Genomic DNA, 16,107 nt, shown 5'->3' on the forward strand with positions numbered 1-16,107 from the left:
GCGATCGCGCATCAGCCTGAGAACGCGTGCTGCTGAGCGGACTGCGGCCGGAGCACGCTACCTCTGACTCTGGGTGCGCGGTAGCGCTCGCAGAGTAACAACAAGCCGATCGTCACGGCGGCACCCGCCTGCGCGCTCGGCGTCTGTGTCAGCGATCCTGAGAAGAGCGTTGGCAGGAAACTGGCCGAGATGAGCGCGAACAGCCATTGTCCGTCACCTATACGACGCACGGTCAATACGACCAGCCAAACGAACGCGACGACGCGAACTAACGCAAGGACGAAGCCCAAGAGGCCCAGCTCCGCAACCCACCTGTCGTTGTCGATCTCAAGCCAGCCAAATGCGGAGCCTGCTGCGATCCCAACCTGGCTCCTGGAACCTGGACCGGTGCCGAGCAGCGTCAGCGGCGAGTCCACGAATCCGACAGCTTGGTTCAGTAGGCGCGCGAGGGGGTTCTCCGACCGCGATGCGTCGTTGAAGCGCTGCGCGAAAGACGAAAGAATTGAGCTGAAAAGCACGGAGGCGGCGACGCCTGACACGAGAATCAGAGTCAGCAAAGGAGCAAGGGGCAGGCGCTTAGGCCTGCCCCAGCCCGCGACTGCGCAGGCGGCGTATGCCGCGACCACCACCGCCACCCCGAGAACCACGCCTCTCGCGCCTGACAACGCCACAATCAGAAACGTCGCCGCTGTGAGTACCGTTGCGAGCACTGTGCTCTTCCCCGTTCGTGCGGAGAACTTTTCGAGCGTGAAGGCCAATGCGAGGGGAACGAAGGTGAGAAGCCCGGCTGGCGCAGAGAACGTGCCTGACGGCCGCACAACGCCGAAGTTAACAAAGGATGCTTCGTCCGAGCCGACCTGTGCGTTCACCCACGAGCGAGCCGGACTGAAAGCCTGAAGCATCGATAGCGCGAGTTCGAAGGGCACCGCAATCAGTACAGCGCGCTGTACCACGCGCAGAGTGCTGGGACGCCCCCAAACCGCCACTGCAGCTACGAACAGCGCGGGTGCAAGGTAACTACGTGCGCCGAGAGCGGCGACCGTCGGACTCACGATGCCCAAGAATATCTGTACCACCGCGAGGGCAAGGATCGACAGGGACGCTGGCCAGAACCAACGAGCTGTACCCGAGCGGCTACTTCGCCCGAGCATGAGTATCAGGACGGACGCAGCGAAGATGAGGTCCCGCGCAACGTAGAGAACAGACGCCGTTTCGGGTACCCACTTGCGCAGCGCTCCCTCGAGGAGCCACAAGAAAATGTAGATACTCACGGCGCCGTTGATCCGACGCTCCGTTCGTACTACCACTTGCTCCTCTGCAAAACGGGTGGTCCTGATCGTGCTCATCGAAGTTCCGCCATGATCAGTTCAGCTAGCTTCGCGTGTCCTGCGCTGTTCGGATGGAAGTGGTCGGCGAAATAGTCATCCCATTCCAGTAGATGCCGTCGCGTCTCGATAGCACGTTGACCGGCTACGGACCGAACGATCTGCCAATACTTCATTTGCAGTCCGGAGGCAGACGGGAAAAATCGTTCGTCGATAGCGGTCGGTTCCAGGATGATGATCCGGACTCGACGTTCTTCCAGCACGGCGAACACTTGGTGAAGGACCGAGGTGTAGGCCTGCAGGTTCTCGAGCACCTCAAATCCTCGGTGGCGGATGAGAAAGTTTTTGACGCGCCATCTAAGCGCTGATTCGAGCCGTTCGAGTACTCTGCGCCTGAGGCGGGAGGAATAGTAAGGACGTGGATCCATCCATCCACGCTTTTTCCAGCGCGGCGGAAGGAAGCGCAGAGATGCAGCAGTCGGACGCGGGATGGGCTCGGTGATGCCGTGAGCGATAACCATCACGTCCACCTCCGGGCCCGTGTACTCGAGGTATCTGCGCCAAGAGTCTTCCATCGTCGAGCCCGTGTGCGAGAAGTCGCTCAAGTCGAAGTTTCCCTGCGCGCAGACCAGGTCGATGTAACGTTCCGATGTGACGCCGAGGCCGCTCGCTATCGAGTCGCCCATCAGGCCAATTCGCGTCGCCGGCTTCGTCATCGCCTGCTCTCTGGTGCGTTCATCAGTTCGAGCCATCTTTCAGCAACGATCGGCCAGCCGAAGCGTCGACTAGCTGCGAAGGCCCCTCGCACAAGCTCGGCGCGGTCACAGCTGCGGAGCCATTGCGCTGCCTCAGCGATCGCAGCGGGTTCTCGGCTGTCGAGTTTGACGACGAAATTGCCCTCGATCCCGTCCAAAGCGTCTACCGCGCGCGAAGCGATGATCGGTAGGCCAGCGGCGATCGCCTCGGCGGAAGCAATGCCGAAGTTCTCGTCATCGGACGGTGCGAGGAAGATGTCCGCCGTCCTGAAGAGATTCGTCACTTGTTCACTGTCCTGTTGACCCAGGAACATCACGCGATCCTGGAGCCCGAGGTCTTGGGACAGTTGCTTGAGGGACGCGATCAAGCCGTCTTCACCGTTCCCCGCGATTGTGAGGACCGCGGAGTCACCTTGCTCGACGAGTGCTGCCACAGCTCGTATCGCGAGGTCGAGGCGTTTCTTCGGCGCGATTCGAGAGACGGAGAGCAAGCACAATTCTCGGCGCCAGGTCTGGCTTGCTATCGGAGCGGTGCGCAGCGGAGTGCCTACACCTGCCATTGCCACGTCGAGGGTTGGGAATCGTTCCCTCAGTTCTGCTTTCTCCCGATTCGAACCCGTGACGAACCTGTCCACTGAAGCCCTGAGGAGCCAACCCACCGTCGCTTCGAACACCTGCTTCTTACGGACGCTGAAGCCCTGTTGGTAGGCCGTGAGAGCCCCGTGGGGGGTGAGTAGGATCCGCTTCCGCATGATCTTCGCCGCGACCGCAACCGGTGTCGTCCACCAAAGGTAGTAGCCGTGGATGACGACTACGTCCGTCGCGGCAAGTGCTCGAAACAGACGCCTCAGGCCGTGCCGCTCGGAGCGTCCCCATACGCCACTCGATCGCGGGCCGTCCCGCCATCCTTGGGCCAGCGAATCCTGACGCGCCCCGTGCATCCAGACGAGTCCCTGCCGGATCCCGACTGGGAAAGCGTCGAAGAGGTCCCAAGCGTTCCGAGCTGGACCGCCGTCGCTCGTCGCGAGGGTGTTCACGATCTGCAGAAGGTGGAGGGAGGGTTCGTCCTGAGGAGGGGCTTGTTGATCCGATGTTCGCGCCTGTTCGTCGCCTACGGCGCTCATCGCACCCTCCTCATCAGCAGGTCTCGCACTCGAAGCTCGATGGAGAGTCTTTCATGAGATCAATCCCGATCATCGCGTTCCGCGGTCTCGAGTTCTCTGACTTTCAGGCCGATCTGCCAGTAGTACGAGGCGAGCGCGAAGGCGTAGTCGAACCCGGCTCGGCCGTCCAGGAACCCACCACGTGCCAGGAACGAGTATGCAAAGAATGCCCCGGGTTTGAACGGGACCCGGTCGAACAATTGTCCTTGCTTCGAACGGCGGCCAGCGATGGCTTGACGGAGGCCCGGCCTTGAACGGAGATGAGCCTCCCAATCGGAGTACCTATTGTGTCGATCGAACCAGCTACTGACCGGATCGCGGTCGTCGTGCAGAATCGGGCTTTTTACCTTGCCCACTGGTCCGTCCACTTCAGGCTGGTAGTGCCCCTCTACCTCTCGGATGCCCGGGAGGTCCTCATCGCCCACGTCTGGGAAGCGCGCGTGACCTACGCGGAGCAACGATCGCTTGGTAACGCGATGTCCATGGCGGAGGACCTTGCCGGAGAATCGGTAGAGCAGGGGTACGTCGTACGCACTGTGCGCATCAGGGTCGGCCACGATGCTGCGCAATTCGTCCAGGAGTGCTGGGGTCGGAGTTTCGTCTGCATCGAGCAGCAGTACCCATTCGTGACCCGCTGTAGCGTTCTCAAGGCTCCATTGCTTCTTTTTCGGGTAGGTGCCGTTCCAAGTGAATTGAAGCACGCGCGCACCGTGTTCCTTGGCTATCTCGACAGTGGAGTCATCGCTATGGGAATCAACGACGACGATCTCGGCGAAGTTCTTCAAGCGGCTCAACGTAGAGTTTATCTGAGCTTCTTCGTTCTTCGTGAGAACGATCGCGACGATCGGCAAAGGGCTTCTTCTGTTGCCTGACGTTGTCAAGGTTCGTCCTCGAGATTCGATTCGTGTCTTGCTGGAAGTTCCACCGGTCGGGCCGGTCGTCATTGGTCTCGGCCCTGCGTTGGATGCCGCGGGACGCCTGCGAAGAGTTCCTTCGCATTCGGGAAAAGACGATCGGACATTGAGTTGATTTCAGTCCTTTGCGTCCACGAACCGCTGGCCCTTGACCGACGCGGGGTTGCCACCCACTACGGTGTTCGGCGCCACATCACCGTTGATCAGACTCATCGGTTGCACGAGAGCGGATCGGCCGATCCTGCTACCGCCCAGGACCATGCACCGCGATGTCACCCAAGCGCCGTCTTCCACAACGATCGATCTGGTGATGAGCGCCATGTCCCGGCGGTGCGCGTGACTGCCAGTCGTGAGGAACGTCTCTTGAGAGATGACGACGTCACTGCCTATGTCAATGCGAGCCTGGTTGTGGAGCCACACTCCTTCGCCGATCCAGCTTCCATCGCCGATGCGGAGCTTCCACGGAAACCTGACCCTCGTGCGGGGCCTGAAGACGACCCCTTCGCCAATTTCGGCTCCGAAGGCGCGAAGCGCCGTCACGCGGATCCGTGAGCTGATCTGCCACGGGTTAGTGACCACAAGGAGCTCGATGATGGACCACAGAAGGACCACCGCGGTGCTTCGGTTCCAAGCAGATCGTTCGCCCGGGGCGCTTCGAAGCGGAACGACCGGGATAACGCCGCCGTCTGCAGGTGTTCGTCGCACTCGAGTCTCCCTGTACTCCGCGGTGAGGGATGCTCCGACTCGGCCCCCTGCGACAGCATAGGCGTCAGCTAGCCGATCCACCGCTGGGCTTGCAGGGCTCGCTAGGCGGTTGTCGGACAACACAGCGCATGCTCCCGGTCGCGTCCTCTGATCCGCGGAAGGTTTGAGGGTGGCGCTGAAGTCTGAGCCCCTTGCAAAGCGCAGCGAGCAGGATCCACGATCGTGCGGTGCCGGTCTCGGAACCGTCGATGGCAGGAGTTGGGCGCGCGTTCCTCGACCCGCGCCGTCCGCCGCTCACCCCGGTCCGGGATCGAGCGCTCCGCTACTCTCGAACGGTGCAGATGCCTCCGTCCGTCACCATCATCGGGATGAACTACCGACCCGAGTCCACGGGGAACGCTCCGTACACGGGCTCGTTGGCCGAGGGGCTGCACAGCCGGGGCTGGGGCACGAAGGTGATCACGACCTACCCGCACTACCCGAGCTGGCGGCTGCCGTCCGAAGGTGTCCGGTGGTCGAGCTCGTCCGTCGATGCCGGTGTCCGCGTCGACCGGAAGCGCCACTACGTCCCGAAGGTCCCTCGCGGACTGCACCGACTCCTGGGGGAGATCAGCTTCGGCCTGCGCGCTGCGACCGCTCGGTGGGGCAGGCCGGACGTCGTGCTGCTCGTCTCTCCTGCACTGTTCTCGTCGGCGATCTGCGTCCTGCGGTCGAAGCTCGCGCCGCGGCGTCGACCGGTCGTCCTCTGGGTGCAGGACGTCTACACACTGGGACTCGAGGAGACCGGGCAGGGCGGCAAGGTGCTCGCGCGCGTCATGGCGACCGTCGAGCGATGGGTGATGCGGAACTCGGATGGCGTGGTCGTCATCCACGAGCGCTTCGCCGAGGTGCTCTCGCAGCGACTGGGCGTACCGGAGGACAAGATCTCGGTCGTGCGGAACTGGACGCACCTGCCCGAGCCGCCGGCTGTCGATCGCGAAGCGGTGCGGAAGAGCTTCGGCTGGGGCGCGGACGAGATCATCGTGCTGCACGCCGGCAACATGGGCGTGAAGCAAGGGCTGGAGAACGTGGTCGAGGCGGGTCGGCTCGCTCAGGACCGGGGGAGCGCGGTCCGCTTCGTCCTGCTCGGCGGCGGCAGCGAGCGCGCCCGCCTCGTGGAGCTGGCGGGTGACGTCGCCGCGGTCGAGTTCCTGGACTCGCTCGACGAGGAGCGGTACCAGGCGGCCATGGCGGCCGCGGACGTCCTGCTCGTCAACGAGAAGGCCGGTGTCGCGACCATGGCGGTCCCGAGCAAGCTCACGTCCTACTTCAGCGCGGGGCGACCCGTCCTGGCTGCGACCGACCCGGGCGGCATCACCGAATCCGAGGTCCTGCGGTCCGGTGGTGGAGCTGTCGTCCCCGCCGCCGACCCCGCTGCGCTCGTCGAGCGAGCCGAGCAGATCGGCGCGGATGTGGCGCTCGCCGCACGGCTCGGCGAGCAGGGGCGGAAGTTCCGACTCGAGCACTTGACCGAAGAAGCGGGGATTGATCGGTATACTGAAGTACTGGCTGGACAGGCAGCCCGGGGGACTCGATCGAAGGTTCGCCGTTCTCGTTCGAGATCTCAGGAGGACTGATTGAGCAAGCGCGCGTTCATCACCGGCATCACCGGACAGGACGGGTCGTACCTGGCCGAACTCCTGCTGCGCAAGGGGTACGAGGTGCACGGTCTGATCCGTCGGGCCTCGACCTTCAACACCGCGCGCATCGATCACCTCTACGTCGACCCGCACAACCCGGACGCCAAGCTGTTCCTGCACTACGGCGACCTCGGTGACGGTGCGCGACTCGTGAGCCTGCTCGGTGACCTCAAGCCGGACGAGGTCTACAACCTGGCTGCCCAGTCCCACGTGCGCGTCTCCTTCGACGAGCCGGAGCACACGGGTGACGTCACGGGCGTCGGCTCCATGCGCATGCTCGAGGCGGTCCGCATGTCGGGCATCCACACGCGGTTCTACCAGGCGTCGTCGTCCGAGATGTTCGGCGCGACGCCGCCGCCGCAGCACGAGGAGACGCCGTTCTGGCCGCGCTCCCCGTACGGCGCCGCCAAGGTCTACAGCTACTGGGTGACCCGCAACTACCGTGAGGCGTACGGCATGTACGCGGTGAACGGCATCCTCTTCAACCACGAGTCGCCTCGCCGCGGTGAGACGTTCGTGACGCGCAAGATCACCCGGGCGGTGGCGCGGATCAAGGCCGGCATCGAGGATCACGTCTACCTCGGCAACCTCGACTCGGTCCGCGACTGGGGGTACGCGGCAGAGTACGTCGAGGGCATGTGGCGCATGCTCCAGGCCGACGAGCCCGATGACTTCGTCCTCGCGACCGGAGGCGACTTCACGGTGAAGGACTTCCTGTCGACCGCGTTCTCGCACGCTGGTCTGAACTGGGAGGACCACGTCCGCTTCGACGAGCGCTACCTGCGTCCGAGCGAGGTGGACGCCCTCGTGGGCGATGCGTCGAAGGCCAAGGAGAAGCTCGGGTGGGAAGCGACCGTCGACACGGCCGAGCTCGCTCGGATCATGGTCGACGCCGACATCGAGGCGCTCGAGCACGAGGGCCGGCCGTGGATCGACACGGTGAAGCTCGCGAGCTGGGAGTCCTGATGGCAGTCGAGTACACCCCAGGTCCGTTGCAGCGCGATGATCGTGTGTACATCGCCGGGCACCGCGGACTGGTCGGTTCGGCCGTGCAGCGCAAGTTCGAGGCAGAGGGGTTCACCGACCTGATCGGACGGACCTCGGCGGAACTCGACCTCAAGGACCGCGGTGCGGTCTTCGACTTCTTCGCGCAGGAGCGCCCGAAGCACGTCGTGCTCGCGGCCGCCAAGGTCGGCGGCATCCTCGCGAACAACACGTACCCGCACGACTTCCTCAGCGAGAACCTGCAGATCCAGGTGAACGTGATGGACGCCGCGGTCGAGCACGGAGTCGAGCGACTCGTGTTCCTGGGGTCGTCGTGCATCTATCCCAAGATGGCGGACCAGCCGATCCACGAGGACGCGCTGCTGACCGGGTACCTGGAGCCGACGAACGACGCGTACGCCATCGCGAAGATCGCCGGGATCCTCCAGGTGCAGGCGGTGCGACGGCAGCACGGCCTCCCGTGGATCTCCGCGATGCCCACGAACCTCTACGGGCCGGGCGACAACTTCTCGCCGACGGGTTCGCACGTGCTGCCGGCGCTGATCCGCCGGTACGACGAGGCGGTGAAGAACGGCGTCGACACGGTCGAGAACTGGGGGACGGGCACGCCGCGGCGTGAGTTCCTGCACGTCGACGACATGGCGGCAGCCGTCTTCCACCTCATCGAGCACTACGACGGCCCCGATCAGGTGAACGTCGGTACGGGCTCGGACGTCACGATCCGCGAGATCGCGGAGACGATCGCCAAGGTCGTCGGGTACGAGGGTGAGACCGTCTGGGACACCTCGAAGCCGGACGGCACGCCGCAGAAGCTGCTGGACGTGTCGAAGCTCGCCGCAGCAGGGTGGACCGCGCAGATCGGTCTCGAGGACGGGCTCCGCAGCACGGTCGAGTGGTTCCACGAGCACGCGGACTCGATCCGGCAGTGAGCTGGCGCCCGCCGACGTCTCAGGTTCCGCGGAGCGCGTTCCCTGCAGACGTCGGCGGCAGCCCCATGCTGTTCGTCTGGGTGGGCAGTAGGACCGTGGCCCGCTGGTTCGTCGCGTGGATCGCGAGGGCGGCGGTGGTCACGAGGAACACCTCGCTGACGATGGTCACGACGGCGAGGCCCACCGTCGCCGCGATCAGCGCCGCTGCGAGGGCGCCGACCGATGCGAGCGCGCCGGTGACCGCAGCGATCACCAGACGAGTGCGCACCATCCCCGTTCCGAGCAGGATCGCGACGAGGTAGTGGTTGCCGCTCCGGAGCGTGTAGGCGAGCGCGACCAACAGGAAGACCGGAGCCGGCCCGAAGTCGACCGCGAGCACCGACGACAGCAGGTCGCGGCTGATCAGGAGCACGACGCTCACCAGCGCGCCGAACAGCAGGAAGGCCCCCGTCCAGGCGAGGAAGCGCGGCCGCTGCGCGCGGGCACGCGGGATCATCTGCTGCGACACGGTCGAGGGCACGACCTCGAGTGCCTGCACCAGGCGGAACACGAGGCCGAGCGGGGCGAGCTGCTCAGCCGGCACGATGAGCGCACCGAGCACCAGCGGCGCCTGCGAGTAGTAGGCGCTGAGAGCCCCGGTGGCACCGAACTCGAGGATCCTGAGCTCGAGGCGTCGCTTCGTGGTCGGTCCCGATGGGAGCGTCCGGTGGACTGCGACGAGCGACGTCGCCGTGACGACCAGTGACGGGACGGGCAGGAGGAGCAGCCAGCGCAGGTCTGCCTGGACGAAGGCGAAGGCGACCAGTGGCACCTTCGCGGCGAGCAGGGCCAGGTCGGGGAGCGCGTAGCGGTCGTCACGCGCCGCGACCAGGAACGGCGCCCGTGCGACGCGGGCGAGGCCGTCCAGCAGCTGTGTGACACCGAGGGCCATCAGTACGGCGAACGACCCCGAGGAGAGCTCCCCGTGCGCAGACACGAGGGCGAATGCGGTGGCGGCACCGAGACCGACGGTGGACAGGGCACCCTGCAGCACCATGGCTCGCCGGTACAGCCCGGTCGTGATGTCGGGGCGCTCCGTGGCCAGCAGGAAGCTGCTGGCCCCGGAGTCGAAGACCATGGCGAAGGACCCGAGGAGGGCGAACCCGGTGACGAGCGCTCCCTGTTCTGCTCCGGTCGTCGCGGTCATCAGCGTGACGAGGACGAGCAGGAGCACCAGTCGGACCGAACCGGTGGTCAGGGTCGGGAGGAGGAGTCGCAGGCGTGAGCGGAGGCGCCGTTGCCGACGGCGCGCCTCGGTGATCACCGCCGGACCGGTTGCGGCGTGACGACGTCGGGATGCACGGTCGCAGCCAGCCGTTCGCGCAGGACGGTCACGTGGTCGCGCCAGCTCCGGACCGTGCGGGAGTCGGTGGGTGTCCCGCTGCGCAGGGCAGCGCGGATCTGCGCGGCGAGGTCACCCGCCTCGGGACGGGCGACGAGCGCTCCCGGGTGCAGCTCGGCAACGCCGCTGTCGTCGCAGATCACGGCGGGGACGCCGATGTAGCAGGCTTCGGCGATCGGGAGGCCGAAGCCCTCGTCGGACGACGCCAGGACGACGGCCGAGGCGCCAGCCACGAGCCGTTGGTACTCGCACTCCTCGACGAAGCCGGGGAACGAGCACGTCGTGCCGATCCCCGCGTCCCGCGCCAGGGCGCTCAGCTCGTCACGGAGCCAGCCTGCCGTGCCGAGCACGACCAGGTGGGGGCGCTCCCGTGCCGGGATCCGAGCCACGGCGCGGATGACGAGGTCCGGCCGCTTGTTGGTCTGGTGTCCGTAGGTCACGACGTACGGCTCGTACCGGTCGCCCGCGCCGGGAACGGTCGGCCACCGACGAGCGTGGTCGCGCCCGTTCTCGTTCACCACGACCGCTGCGGTGGGCACGACCTCGGCGGTCTCGCGGGCGGTCTTCGCCGACACGGTGAAGGTGACGGCGGCGCGGGCCACCGACCACGCCCAGAGGCGCCGGTACAGGCGTTGCGCCCGACCGATGCCCTCGGGTCGCCGGAGGTGTCGCCAGTCGTGGACGACGTTCGCGGCGCTCTGACGGGGCGCGAGGGGGGACAGGACCGGGCTGAGCGACAGGTAGCAGTCGACTCGGTGGCGTCGTGCGACGACGGGCGCGACGACGAGTTGCCCGACAGCGCGGTGCAGGATGTCCCCGGCGCGCCACGGCACCACCGCAACCCGCTCGCTGCCCGCTGCCGCCGACCAGTCCTCAGCGAGGACGACGAGTTCGTCCTCCGGGTACGTCTCCACCCACGACAGGACGACCTCTTCAGCGAAGAGGCGCATGCCGCCGGATCCCACTGCCGCTCCGAGTGCGTCGACCAGGACCTTCACCCTGCGTCACCGCCGATCGTTCCTCGCATCAGGGCCTCTGCTCCCTCGTGGACGCGCGACAGCGGACCCGTTCGCTGGGTCCGCTGTCGGCCGCGCGTCAGCCGTCTCGATGGCCGCTCCGCGGTCGAACCGACCATGCAGTTCGACTCCAGCGGCCAGCACCAACCATACGGTGAAATGTGAAAGATGTCACGCAGGATCTCGAATGGTGTCGAGCGTCTGGGCATCATGCGGCGGAGAAGACGAGGAACCGTAGGATTGCCCTCATGTCCGACCAACCCGCGCCAGGACAGGACGTCGTACGCCGGGGGAACAGGGCCCGGACCGTGCTGTGGATCGTCCTGGCCGTCGTCCTCCTGCTGATCCTCGCCGCCGCCTGGGTCGGGGTCCGCGGCGTGCTCGCCAAGGGCCACCTCGAGCGCGCGGTCGCCGACGTGAGCACGCTGCGCTCGCAGCTCGGCGATGCGGACACGACGGCAGCGCAGCGGACGGCGCAGCACCTGGAGGACGAGGCCGCGTCCGCGCGGTCGCTCACCGGCGATCCCGTCTGGAGTGCCGCGCAGCACGTGCCGTTCTTCGGCACGAACCTCCGCGCCGTCCGCCAGATCTCCGTGGTCGTGGACGACATCGCGACGGGCGCGGTCAGTCCGGTCGCCGGGGCGGTCGGTGGCCTCAGCGCCGAGTCCTTCGCGCCGAAGGACGGCAAGGTCGACCTCGAGCCGCTCGTCGAGGCGCAGCCCGCGGTGGCTCAGGCGGCGACGACCCTGCAGCGTGCGGACCGGGACGTGCAGGCGATCGACACCAGCGACACGCTGTCCCCGGTCACGTCCGCGGTGAACCAGTTGCGGAACGCCGTGCTCTCGGCGTCCGAGCAGGTCGCGACCGCCGATCGCTTCGTGCAGGTCGCGCCCGCAATGCTCGGCCACGACGGCGAGCGCGACTACGTGCTCCTCTTCCAGAACAACGCCGAACTGCGTGCCGGCGGTGGCATCCCGGGAGCGGTCGCCCTGCTCAAGGTGCAGGACGGGTCGATCGCGCTCGAGAACCAGGCGGCCGGCTCGACCTTCGGCCCCTACGCGAAGTCCGTGCTCCCGCTCGACGCCGGCACCAGCAGCCTGTACGGGGAGATCACCGGGCGGTACATGCAGGACGTGACCCTGACGCCACGCTTCGACGTCTCCGCGAAGCTCGCGCAGGCGATGTGGCAGCAGAAGTTCGGCCAGCGGGTCGACGGCGTGCTCGCCATGGACCCGGTCACGCTGAGCTACCTCCTGCGCGCCACCGGACCGGTCCAGCTGCCGACCGGGGACACCCTGACGTCGGACAACGCCGTGCCGTTGCTCCTCAGCGAGGCCTACGCCAAGTACCCGGACCCCGCGGTGCAGGACTTGTTCTTCGCCTCGGCGGCCAAGGCGGTCTTCGACAAGGTGGCGAGCGGGTCGTTCGACGCAAAGGAGTTCATCGGCGCGCTGACGCAGGGGACCGACGAAGGGCGCCTGCGCCTGTGGAGCGCGGAGAAGAACGAGCAGGAGCAGATCGCGGGCACGCCGCTCGCGGGCGAGCTCCCGACCGCGAGCAGCGAGACCCGGCAGTTCGGCGTGTACTTGAACGACGGGACCGCGTCGAAGATGGACTACTACCTGACCAAGACGGTGTCGGTCGGGTCGTCGGTCTGCCGGGCCGATGGACGCCCGACGTCGGTGATCGAGGTGACGCTGAAGAACACCGCGCCGGCGGACGCGGCGACGAGTCTGCCGGAGTACGTCACCGGCGGGGGCTTCGCCGGTACGGAGCCCGGCAAGGTGAAGACGCTGGTCGCGGTGTACGCGCCGGCCGACTCGATCTACCTCGGCTCGTCGCAGGACGGCAAGCAGGTCGGCGTGCAGACCGTCATGGACGGCGATCACCCGGTCGCGCAGCTGCAGACACTGCTCGCGCCGGGCCAGAGCACGACGTTCCGGGTCGCCTTCCTCGGTGATGCGGACCACGCTCGCGCGGGTGTGGAGGCACTGTCGACCCCGGGCGTCCAGCAGGCGAAGACCGAGGCCCTGTCCTTCGACTGCGCCACTCCGATACCGAACTGACGGGCCGAGAGCAGCGCGGAGTGTAGGGCGGCGGCACCCCGGCATCCTCGGTACGCACCCCGTGTCGGCTCGGAACGCGTCCTCGTGATACCCCAGACCGGGGGGTCAGTGCCGTTCCTGTACGGACGGGATCACCGTGCAGAGCGGGCGCTCAGCGATTCTGTGAACGAGCGGATTCCGCCGCTCACCAGGGCAAATCCGCCTCGGACCGCTGAACCAGAGGCCCCCTCACGCTGTCCGCACGGCGCGATGGCGAAGAAAGTTCACACGAATGTTGCACGGAGCGTGGCAACACCCTGGGAGATCCCGCTAGATTGAGGGAACTTCGCCATAGCGACCGCTCGAACCTCGCGGAACGTGCAAGGGGAATGCCACGGGCTCTGGGTGTCAGGGTCTGCAGGATCAGATCACTAGGGGAAACACTTCATGAAGAAGCTCATCGCCGCTGCCCTCATCGCGGGCGCAGCCTTCGTCGCGGTCCCGACCGCCGCCAACGCCGCCGGGTACGCCCCGGAGTCGGCCGGTACGGTCACGGGCGCCCCGGTCGCCGGTGGCACCGTCTCCGCCAACTTCGCCGCGGACGTCTTCGCGCCGAACGAGCCCGTCCGCGTGCAGGTCACCGGTGCCGGTGCCGTCACGCTCGGCGCGCTGCCCATCACCACGGTCTCGAAGGACTACACGTCGAACGCCGACGGCTCGCTGTCGGTGCGCGTCACCTTCCCGGCCGGCGGCTCGGGCACCTACAACCTGACCGCGACCGGCGCCACCTCGGGCCAGACCGGTACCGGCTTCTTCTCGATCGTCCCGGCTGCCGCCGGCGGCACCGGCACCACGGTCGGCTCGACCGGTGGCACCGGCACCCCCGGTGAGCTCGCCTTCACCGGTGGCACCATCTCCACCCTCGGCCTCTGGGCTGCCGGTGGCGCGCTCGTCCTCGGTGGCGGCCTGCTGGTCGTCCGCAAGTCGGTCCGTCGTCAGCGCGACGCCGCCTGAGCACAGCACTCCTGAAGAACGACCCTCGGCACCTCGGTGCCGGGGGTCGTTCTCGTCGTACGAAGGGGAAGTGGGACGTCAGGTCACGATCAACGCGATCGCGACGACGGCGACGACGGCGAGCGGCGCAGCGATCCACAACCACCACGGGAACATCGAGGGCGGACGGTACCGGCGGCGTTCGGGTCGGGCCATGCGCCGACCGTACGGCCACGCGCCTGGGGGAGCCGGGCGAACGAGGAGCGAGTCCGCTCAGGACCGCCGCGCCCGCCCGAGCACCACGATCCCCACCAGCACCCCGAGCACCGCCCCCGAGGTGTTCGCCAGCACGTCGTCCACCGACGCGAACCGCGCGGGCAGGAACAGCGCCTGCACCGTCTCGATCGCGCAGCTCGCCACGAAGCCGCCGAGCATGCCGACCCACCACGCCCGCGCCCCGAAGAGCAGCAGCACGAAGAACCCGAACGGCACGAAGAAGAGCACGTTCGCCGTGAACTCCACTGCGTCGTACCCGAGCCACCCCGGCGCTCCGAGGCGCTGCCCGGCCGCGATGGCCCGCACCAGCGTCGGGTACGCGCCGCCGTCGACGGGCGATCCGGCCGTCGCGACCAGGACCACCACCAGGCCGTAGGCGGCCGCCAGCGTCCACGCCACCCGCCGAGTTTGTCCCGAAGCATGAGCCGCTCGTGCACGGGCGTGCCAGGCCGCGTCCGCCAGCGCGCCGATGCCCACCCCGACGAGCCCCGCGAGCGCCACCGAGCGGAACCGGTCGCCCGGGTACGCCGCGGGCAGGGCCGCGGCCACCGCGAGCAGGAGGGCGATGACACCGCTCGCGACGGCACGACGTCGGATCGCATCCGGACGGGACGCACGGGACGCTCCCGCCAGCAGCACCGGCAGCAGGGCGGTCCCCACCGTCACCCCCATCGCCAGCACGAACCCGTCACCCAGCGCGAGCGTGCCGTGCCCGAGCGCGCGCAGCGCGCCCACCCCGGCCACCACGCCGGAACGCAGCCGGTCCGCGAGGCCGGGCACCAGGAGCACCGCGACCACGAGCACGACCGCGACGGACAGCACGATCCGCACGATCGCGGTCCTGGTCGCGGTGGTCACGGGAACCGACGCTAGCGGGGCGCGCCTCCCGGCCGGGGGAGGGTGCCGGAGTGCCCGCAGGACGCGACGAACCAGTTCATCCACGAAACGAGTACCCCGTTCGTACCCCTGTACCCCGTTCTGGAGTCGCGTACCCCCGGGTTTCCGGGGGTGTACCCCGATCCGTATGCACGGAAACCGTGAATCGACGGGCATCGGTGGCGCGGTCGGGGGACGCTCTCGTAGATTCGTCTCGTCAGCAGCTGTACCCCGGATCGCGAAGGAGAGCGACATGAGCACCACGGTCACCACCGACACCCGCGAGGTCACCCTCGACACCGAGACGGTCGACGTCATCGCGATCCTCGAGGCAGAAGCCGAGCAGTCCGGCCGCGCAGCACGTGCCAAGACCACGTGGACGCAGGAGGACGACGGCGAGTGGATCGCGAACTACGGCGGCTACTTCGGCGGCAGCGTCGACAAGCGCGACGGCCGCTACGTCGCCTCCGACACCTTCGGCCTCGTGGTCGGCGACTTCGCCACCCTCGAGGAGGCCCAGGCCAAGCTCTCGGACCAGCTCCACGTGATGCTGCCGTCCGTCATCCGTCCGGTCGCGTAGTGCCCGACGACCATCCCGGCCGCACGGCCACCAGCACTGCCCGCACCACCAGAACCGCAGGCACCACCAGCACCGCCGAGTACCAGAGCAGCACGAGGAGCAACACCATGAGCAGCATCGTCACCAGCAGCCACCAGGCCGAGGTGACCGTGGACACGGCGACCATCGAGGTCATCACCGGCATCGCTGCCGGCGTCGTGTCCCCCGACGCACCGGCCCGGGCGCACGTCGTCTGGTCCGAGGCCGACACGGGGCTCTGGGCCGCCAACTACGGCGGCTACTATGGCGGCGTGATCGACCAGCAGGGCGCACACTTCTTCGTGTCCGACACCTACGGCTCGTACGTCGGTGACTTCCGCTCCCTGGACGAGGCACAGGACCGCCTCGCCGAGCGGCTGCACCAGCTGCTGCCGTCGGTGCGGCGCACGCTCGACTGACACCGCGACATCCACAGACGGGAGGCCC

General features: G+C 67.3%; 15 protein-coding genes. 7 read left to right on the forward strand and 8 right to left on the reverse strand.

Annotated features, from left to right (window positions below; all coding sequences use genetic code 11):
* Window positions 1-11: 11 nt before the first annotated feature.
* From Cus16_RS09360 to Cus16_RS09380, 5 genes are all read right to left on the reverse strand, one after another.
* Complete coding sequence (locus Cus16_RS09360) at window positions 12-1,271, reverse strand: hypothetical protein (RefSeq protein ID WP_189319568.1); 1,260 nt, start codon at window positions 1,269-1,271, stop codon at window positions 12-14.
* Window positions 1,272-1,342: 71 nt separating this feature from the next.
* On the reverse strand, window positions 1,343-2,041 hold the full coding sequence (locus tag Cus16_RS09365) for an SGNH/GDSL hydrolase family protein (RefSeq protein ID WP_069712400.1): 699 nt from the start codon (window positions 2,039-2,041) through the stop codon (window positions 1,343-1,345).
* Window positions 2,038-3,204: a glycosyltransferase family 4 protein gene (locus Cus16_RS16005; protein ID WP_083263855.1), complete on the reverse strand. Its 1,167-nt coding sequence runs from the start codon at window positions 3,202-3,204 to the stop codon at window positions 2,038-2,040. Before Cus16_RS16005 ends, Cus16_RS09365 begins: the two co-directional genes overlap by 4 nt.
* Before the next feature lie 59 nt (window positions 3,205-3,263).
* Window positions 3,264-4,124: a glycosyltransferase family 2 protein gene (locus Cus16_RS09375; RefSeq protein ID WP_069712402.1), complete on the reverse strand. Its 861-nt coding sequence runs from the start codon at window positions 4,122-4,124 to the stop codon at window positions 3,264-3,266.
* 150 nt (window positions 4,125-4,274) lie between these two features.
* The gene (locus Cus16_RS09380) at window positions 4,275-4,769 is read right to left on the reverse strand and encodes an acetyltransferase (protein WP_223246573.1); all 495 of its coding nucleotides are present in this window, start codon (window positions 4,767-4,769) and stop codon (window positions 4,275-4,277) included.
* 461 nt (window positions 4,770-5,230) lie between these two features.
* Between Cus16_RS09380 and Cus16_RS09385 the strand changes: the two genes are divergently transcribed.
* The 3 genes from Cus16_RS09385 to Cus16_RS09395 are packed head-to-tail and all read left to right on the forward strand — an operon-like array spanning window position 5,231 to window position 8,475.
* Window positions 5,231-6,478, forward strand: a complete 1,248-nt coding sequence (locus tag Cus16_RS09385; protein WP_223246574.1) for a glycosyltransferase family 4 protein — start codon at window positions 5,231-5,233, stop codon at window positions 6,476-6,478.
* Window positions 6,479-7,507, forward strand: coding sequence for a GDP-mannose 4,6-dehydratase (gmd, locus tag Cus16_RS09390; protein ID WP_069712405.1), 1,029 nt, complete (start codon window positions 6,479-6,481; stop codon window positions 7,505-7,507).
* Window positions 7,507-8,475 carry a GDP-L-fucose synthase family protein gene (locus tag Cus16_RS09395; protein ID WP_069712406.1) on the forward strand — a complete coding sequence of 323 codons (969 nt, stop codon included), beginning with the start codon at window positions 7,507-7,509 and terminating at the stop codon, window positions 8,473-8,475. Before gmd ends, Cus16_RS09395 begins: the two co-directional genes overlap by 1 nt.
* A 19-nt stretch (window positions 8,476-8,494) precedes the next feature.
* Here the strand turns inward: Cus16_RS09395 and Cus16_RS09400 are convergent, their stop codons facing one another.
* Both Cus16_RS09400 and Cus16_RS09405 read right to left on the reverse strand, forming a co-directional pair.
* The gene (locus Cus16_RS09400) at window positions 8,495-9,688 is read right to left on the reverse strand and encodes a polysaccharide transporter (protein ID WP_141718906.1); all 1,194 of its coding nucleotides are present in this window, start codon (window positions 9,686-9,688) and stop codon (window positions 8,495-8,497) included.
* 86 nt (window positions 9,689-9,774) lie between these two features.
* Complete coding sequence (locus tag Cus16_RS09405) at window positions 9,775-10,806, reverse strand: glycosyltransferase (RefSeq protein WP_141718907.1); 1,032 nt, start codon at window positions 10,804-10,806, stop codon at window positions 9,775-9,777.
* A 314-nt stretch (window positions 10,807-11,120) separates the two neighbouring features.
* Here Cus16_RS09405 and Cus16_RS09410 point away from each other — a divergent pair, with 314 nt between their 5' ends.
* Both Cus16_RS09410 and Cus16_RS09415 read left to right on the forward strand, forming a co-directional pair.
* Window positions 11,121-12,938, forward strand: a complete 1,818-nt coding sequence (locus tag Cus16_RS09410) for a DUF4012 domain-containing protein (RefSeq protein ID WP_141718908.1) — start codon at window positions 11,121-11,123, stop codon at window positions 12,936-12,938.
* A 426-nt stretch (window positions 12,939-13,364) separates the two neighbouring features.
* On the forward strand, window positions 13,365-13,931 hold the full coding sequence (locus Cus16_RS09415; protein ID WP_069712410.1) for a hypothetical protein: 567 nt from the start codon (window positions 13,365-13,367) through the stop codon (window positions 13,929-13,931).
* Between the two features lie 252 nt (window positions 13,932-14,183).
* Here the strand turns inward: Cus16_RS09415 and Cus16_RS16010 are convergent, their stop codons facing one another.
* Window positions 14,184-15,044: a VanZ family protein gene (locus Cus16_RS16010; RefSeq protein WP_083263857.1), complete on the reverse strand. Its 861-nt coding sequence runs from the start codon at window positions 15,042-15,044 to the stop codon at window positions 14,184-14,186.
* Window positions 15,045-15,315: 271 nt separating this feature from the next.
* Here Cus16_RS16010 and Cus16_RS09425 point away from each other — a divergent pair, with 271 nt between their 5' ends.
* Together Cus16_RS09425 and Cus16_RS09430 are read left to right on the forward strand one after the other, a co-directional pair.
* Window positions 15,316-15,642: a hypothetical protein gene (locus Cus16_RS09425; protein WP_069712411.1), complete on the forward strand. Its 327-nt coding sequence runs from the start codon at window positions 15,316-15,318 to the stop codon at window positions 15,640-15,642.
* Between the two features lie 107 nt (window positions 15,643-15,749).
* Window positions 15,750-16,079 (forward strand): hypothetical protein, encoded by a 330-nt coding sequence (locus Cus16_RS09430; RefSeq protein ID WP_069712412.1) that lies wholly within the window; start codon window positions 15,750-15,752, stop codon window positions 16,077-16,079.
* Window positions 16,080-16,107: the final 28 nt, after the last annotated feature.

It is taken from the genome of Curtobacterium sp. ER1/6, assembly GCF_001742745.1.
Taxonomy (GTDB): Bacteria; Actinomycetota; Actinomycetes; order Actinomycetales; family Microbacteriaceae; genus Curtobacterium; species Curtobacterium citri.

Bases quoted from the DNA above. Each gene is read 5' to 3' on its own strand.
- Cus16_RS09425 (WP_069712411.1), top strand. From the start codon at position 15,316: ATGAGCACCACGGTCACCACCGACACCCGCGAGGTCACCCTCGACACC.
- Cus16_RS09395 (WP_069712406.1), top strand. From the start codon at position 7,507: ATGGCAGTCGAGTACACCCCAGGTCCGTTGCAGCGCGATGATCGTGTG.
- Cus16_RS09365 (WP_069712400.1), bottom strand. From the start codon at position 2,041: ATGACGAAGCCGGCGACGCGAATTGGCCTGATGGGCGACTCGATAGCG.
- Cus16_RS09415 (WP_069712410.1), top strand. From the start codon at position 13,365: ATGAAGAAGCTCATCGCCGCTGCCCTCATCGCGGGCGCAGCCTTCGTC.
- Cus16_RS09405 (WP_141718907.1), bottom strand. From the start codon at position 10,806: ATGCGCCTCTTCGCTGAAGAGGTCGTCCTGTCGTGGGTGGAGACGTAC.
- Cus16_RS09430 (WP_069712412.1), top strand. From the start codon at position 15,750: ATGAGCAGCATCGTCACCAGCAGCCACCAGGCCGAGGTGACCGTGGAC.
- Cus16_RS09410 (WP_141718908.1), top strand. From the start codon at position 11,121: ATGTCCGACCAACCCGCGCCAGGACAGGACGTCGTACGCCGGGGGAAC.
- Cus16_RS09385 (WP_223246574.1), top strand. From the start codon at position 5,231: ATGAACTACCGACCCGAGTCCACGGGGAACGCTCCGTACACGGGCTCG.
- Cus16_RS16005 (WP_083263855.1), bottom strand. From the start codon at position 3,204: ATGAGCGCCGTAGGCGACGAACAGGCGCGAACATCGGATCAACAAGCC.